The 4753-nt window shown below is 48.9% G+C and carries 5 protein-coding genes; 4 read left to right on the top strand and 1 reads right to left on the bottom strand.

Translation table 11 applies throughout. From position 1 onward, the window contains the following. The 3 genes from EH55_RS12880 to EH55_RS14910 form a co-directional block, all read left to right on the top strand. The coding region (locus tag EH55_RS12880) for an IS256 family transposase (protein ID WP_037978671.1) at positions 1-623 on the top strand (623 nt) is incomplete at its 5' end. 99 nt (positions 624-722) lie between these two features. Further along, positions 723-2153: a BCCT family transporter gene (locus EH55_RS12875; RefSeq protein ID WP_081839600.1), complete on the top strand. Its 1431-nt coding sequence runs from the start codon at positions 723-725 to the stop codon at positions 2151-2153. 294 nt (positions 2154-2447) lie between these two features. Then, on the top strand, positions 2448-2651 hold the full coding sequence (locus tag EH55_RS14910; protein WP_081839599.1) for an Lrp/AsnC ligand binding domain-containing protein: 204 nt from the start codon (positions 2448-2450) through the stop codon (positions 2649-2651). 67 nt (positions 2652-2718) lie between these two features. On the opposite strand, the gene EH55_RS12870 is transcribed toward EH55_RS14910, so the two are convergent. Then, positions 2719-3675: a magnesium transporter CorA family protein gene (locus tag EH55_RS12870; protein ID WP_037978668.1), complete on the bottom strand. Its 957-nt coding sequence runs from the start codon at positions 3673-3675 to the stop codon at positions 2719-2721. 278 nt (positions 3676-3953) lie between these two features. Here EH55_RS12870 and EH55_RS12865 point away from each other — a divergent pair. Next, on the top strand, positions 3954-4753 hold an 800-nt coding region (locus EH55_RS12865; RefSeq protein ID WP_051682924.1), incomplete at its 3' end, for an ISNCY family transposase.

The raw sequence follows: 4753 nt of genomic DNA, 5'->3' as shown, positions 1-4753 counted from the left end.
TTGGCCTGTGGGTCGGCGGAAATGAGAGCGCCAAGTACTGGGTCGGTGTCCTTAACGAGATCCGTAATCGCGGTACCGAAGATATTTTCATTATCTCCGTCGACGGCCTGACAGGCTTTGCAGATGCGATAAGCGCCGTATATCCCAAGGCCGAAGTCCAGCGCTGCATCGTCCATCAGATCCGTTACACGACAAAATTCGTCTCTTACAAGGACATTAAGGCTTTTATGAATGATTTGAAGGGTGTCTATCAGGCTCCTACACTGGAGCAGGCCGAGGAAGGGCTTGACAGACTTGAAGAGAAGTGGGGCTCGAAATACCCGTCTTCGGTAGCGAGCTGGCGGAACAACTGGCCTCAGTTATCCGCTTATTTCAAGTATCCCTATGAGCTGCGCCGGATGATCTATACGACAAACCAGATCGAGAACTACAACCGGCAGCTCAGGAAAGTGACAAAAACACGTACGATCTTCCCCTCAGACGACGCCCTTCTCAAGCTCCTTTATCTTGCGACGATGGACATCACTGAAAAGTGGACCGGCAGGGACAGGGACTGGAGTAAAATTCTGTCACAGCTGTGCATTTACTTTGAGGAACGCATAGAACCCGGAGATCTGGAATAGCCCTAAACGCCTATAAGAAAAGTCCGGGCTGCAGTCCATTGACAGCCCGGATAGCGTATGTCATTATGGTGATACTGAAGCAGTAACGGTAACCCTTTGATGTCTTACATCGATCCAGGGGCAAGGGGTTTACACAGAATAAGTTACACTACCAACTGGTATCTTGTATCAGTCGTCACGTTTTACATATTTTTTATGATCTATATCGCGTTTTCAAGATATGGAAAGGTAAAACTCGGCCCAGACAATTCCGTACCTGAATTTAGTACATTTTCCTGGCTGGCAATGCTTTTTTCAGCAGGCATGGGCAGCGGGCTTGTCTTCTTTGGAGCCGCGGAGCCCGCCTATCATTTCCTCTGCCCGCCTCTTGGCGTCACGCCTGGTTCTCCACAGGCGGCAGATCTGTCGATGCAGCTCAGTTTCCTTCACTGGGGCTGCCATCCCTGGAGTATATATGGGATAACCGCGATGGTTATCGGATACTTCAGTATGAGGAAAAATAAACCAGCGCTCATTGGAAACTTTGTAGAGCCTCTGTTTAAAAACGAGAAAACGGCACTTTGTTGTTCTCATTTTGTAGATTCATGGATGGTTTTCCTGACTGTTGCTGGTATCGCTTCCTCGCTTGGTATAGCCTCTTCGCAGATGGGGGCTGGTATTGCCCGTTTCTTTAATGTTTCCAATAATCTATGGTTCGCTGAAATCTCTCTTGCAATTATGTCGGTCGTCTACATTAGCACGGCCGTGATCGGATTAAAAAGAGGAATCAAAGTTATTGCCGACATCAACGTTTACCTTTCAATAATTATATGTGCTTTCCTGTTTTTGTTCGGGCCTACGCTGGGAATAATACAGACATTCATAACGTCGCTTGGCACCTACGTAGCAAATCTTCCTGACTGGACGCTTCGCGTGAGCCCGTGGGATACTGATTTTGACTTATGGCAGCGTGGATGGACAGTTCTTTACTGGTTATGGTGGCTTTCGTGGGGGCCACTCTGCGGTGTCTTCTTTGCGCGAGTATCTTACGGAAGGACAATGAGAGAGCTCGTGGCCGGTTCTCTGCTTATTCCTCCGCTCGGCAGCTTTGCATGGATGACAATATTCGGGGGAGCCTCCATCTCGGTGCTATTTAAGACCCCTAATTGCGCTTTAGCCGATTCTTCAGTGAACAATATGTCAATGGCGCTCTGGGATCTTATGGGCATGTTTCCATTCACGACGATTACCACTGTTATGTGTTTTATTCTGGTAGCTACATTCCTGATAACATCTGCCAACTCTGGAACTTTTGTCGTTGGGATGTTGTCAAGCAACGGCAACATCAATCCGTCTAAGCAGAGACTTTTTATATGGGGATCCCTTATGGCTGTAATATCCGCTATCACCCTTTTCGCAGGTGACTTCAGAGGGATACAGAAATTGGCTGGAATTATCTCGTTTCCTTACTCTATAATGACGCTCTTCATGGCCTATGCACTGGTGAAAGCGATGAAAGAGGAATTTAATGGAAAAGAGAATAATTTATAGTTATCTGAAATACTTATTATGAGACTATGAACATCTCATGTATGAAACAGCACGCAAAGATTTGGTGCTAAACGACAGTCCGCTTACTTTATCAAACTCCCGCGGAAATCGTTTATAGCTCTTGAGTTAAAGTTAAAATTGGGAGATGCTAAAGACAGTGTCTCCCAACTTTTTCGCCGTGTTTGTGGATGCGGAACTATATGAATTTAAATGTTTCCTGGATATTGAACCCGCGCTTTTTCAGCTCTTATACGAAGAGGCTTTGGGCAAAAAACTTTTGGATATTCCTTCTGTGTGCTTCAATGCTGGAATATCACCGGCGACAACAACTTCGTTATGGCGACTGTGTTTCAGTCTGTAAAGGACCTTCAGTCATTTCTGGTTTCTCTCGGAGAGTACGGGCAGACATTCTCGTCGATCGTCCTTGACATGCCGTACAGGAAGCACTTACAAGAACCGTGGCGGCGTCAGCGCGCTTTAAAAGAGCTAAAGCCGTAAACGAGAAAGCCTTCCGCAGGAAAACGCGGAAGGCCTTTATATTTTTATACCATCAGCGCGCCTGCCGCTAAAAGAGCCTCTTCTTCCAGAGCACCCAGGTCGCCGCTATCGTCATAATGAGCGCTATGAAGCAGACTATTGTGAAGCCCATCGGATGGGCGGTCCACGGCACGGGGACGTTCATGCCGAAGAAGCTCGCGACCATCGTGGGAATCGCCAGCACGATCGTTATCGACGCGAGGAATTTCATGACGATGTTCAGGTTGTTCGAAATGACGGAGGCGAAGGCGTCCATCATTCCGGCGAGGACGTCCGTCTGAATCTGCGCCATCTCTATCGCCTGGTCGTATTCGACCCGGACGTCGTCGAGCAGGTCGTCGTCCTCTTCGCGAAATTTTATTATGTGGCTAACCTGCGGATTGGAGCAGAGGCGCAGCAGGCGTTCGACGACGACCTTGTTCGAGCGCAACGACATCGAATAGTAGGTAAGGCCTTTCTGCAGGTCGAGCAGTTGGAAGAGCTCTTCGTTTTTCATCGACTGGCGCAGGTCCTGCTCTATCTGATCCGAACGCCGCGTCATCTGGCGCAGGTCTTTGAGGAAGAGCATCGCCGAGCGGTAAAGTATCTGGAAGAGCAGCCTAGTGCGCTTGAAGGTGCAGAAGTAGCGGAAGCGCGCCTCGGAAAAATTCTGAATGACGTCGTTGTACTCCTGGCATATCGTCACGAAGTAATCCGGCGTGATTATGATGCCGAGCGGTATCGTGTCGTATTCGTAATCGTGCGATTCATGGTCGATGGGAACGTTGATGAGGACGAGTATATGATTCTCTTCGATTTCGATGCGCGAGGACTCTTCAGGGTCCATTGCGGAGCGTATGAAATCCTGCGGCGCTCCGGTCATCCTTTCCGCCTCAGAAAGCTCGTCCGCGGTAGGGCGTACAAGATTTATCCACGCACCCGCTTCTATCCTTTCCGGAGAGAGCTCGATGAGATGCGTCTCTGTAGTTTTTGTGATTTTTAGCATATGCTTTCCTCCGCACCCGCATCGCCCGCAGGCACGGAGAGCCGGCGGACGTCAGCGGAAAAATAAATTATATGGTCCAGCAGGTTCAGGACTGGGGCCGCTTGCGTCCATAAAATTTTCTCCTTCCCCGGGCTTTGCGCCCGAATTTGTGTTCGCTTACAACTCTAAAGTTTAGCCTTTTAAAGTTGCGAGGTCAAGCAAAAAAGCAGCCGCTGTTGTTGTTCTGTGATAATGTCACCCTCTAATCGTTCTGAGATAATGTCACTATGAGGCAGATCATGATGAGTATGACAAACGATGAAGCGAGAAGGGTAAGGATTATAGGAGCCGCGTCATCAGGCTTAGTGACTAATGGGGAGGCATCTGAACAGCTTGGTATTTCTATAAGACAAATCATAAGGCTAAAAGCCAGCTTTGCCAGAAACGGCGCAAGGGGGATGGTGCATGGAAACGCGGGACGGAAGCCGAGGCACGCTCTTTCAGATGAGGTTAAAACGAGGATTGTCGAGCTGTTTGAGGGGAAGTATTTTGACTATAATTTCTCTCATTTCACTGAACGCCTGAACGAAGCGGAGGGAATGTCTGTGAGCCGTTCTTCGGTGTTCCGTGTGCTTAAAGGAGCTGGTATAAAGAGCAAGAAGGCAGTGAAGCATAAAGCAAAACAGCACCGGCCGTGTCCAAGGAAGACGACCGCCGGTATTATGTGGCAGACCGATGCAAGCAGACACAAGTGGTTTGGTGAAGAACACGGATATGCAACTTTGCACGCATATATAGACGATGCGACAGGGGTCGTTACAGGGGCGTTCTTTACTGAAACTGAATGTATGCGCGGCTATGCCGCGGCGCTGGAACAAGGGATGCTTGCATATGGATTGCCTCTGTCCATATACAGCGACCGCCATACTATATTCCGTTCGCCCAAGGAGTTGACCGACGATGAGATTTTGAGCGGAACGGAGCTGCCGCTGTCAAACTTTGGCAAGGCGCTGTATGAGCTTGGTATAAAGCAGATAACGGCGCACAGCCCTCACGCCAAGGGACGTATAGAAAGGCTCTGGAATACATTTCAGACAGG

The sequence above is a fragment of the Synergistes jonesii genome (assembly GCF_000712295.1).
Classification (GTDB): domain Bacteria; phylum Synergistota; class Synergistia; order Synergistales; family Synergistaceae; genus Synergistes; species Synergistes jonesii.
Note: the sequence above shows the minus strand (reverse complement) of the source record. Positions and strands in the feature narration are given on the sequence as shown.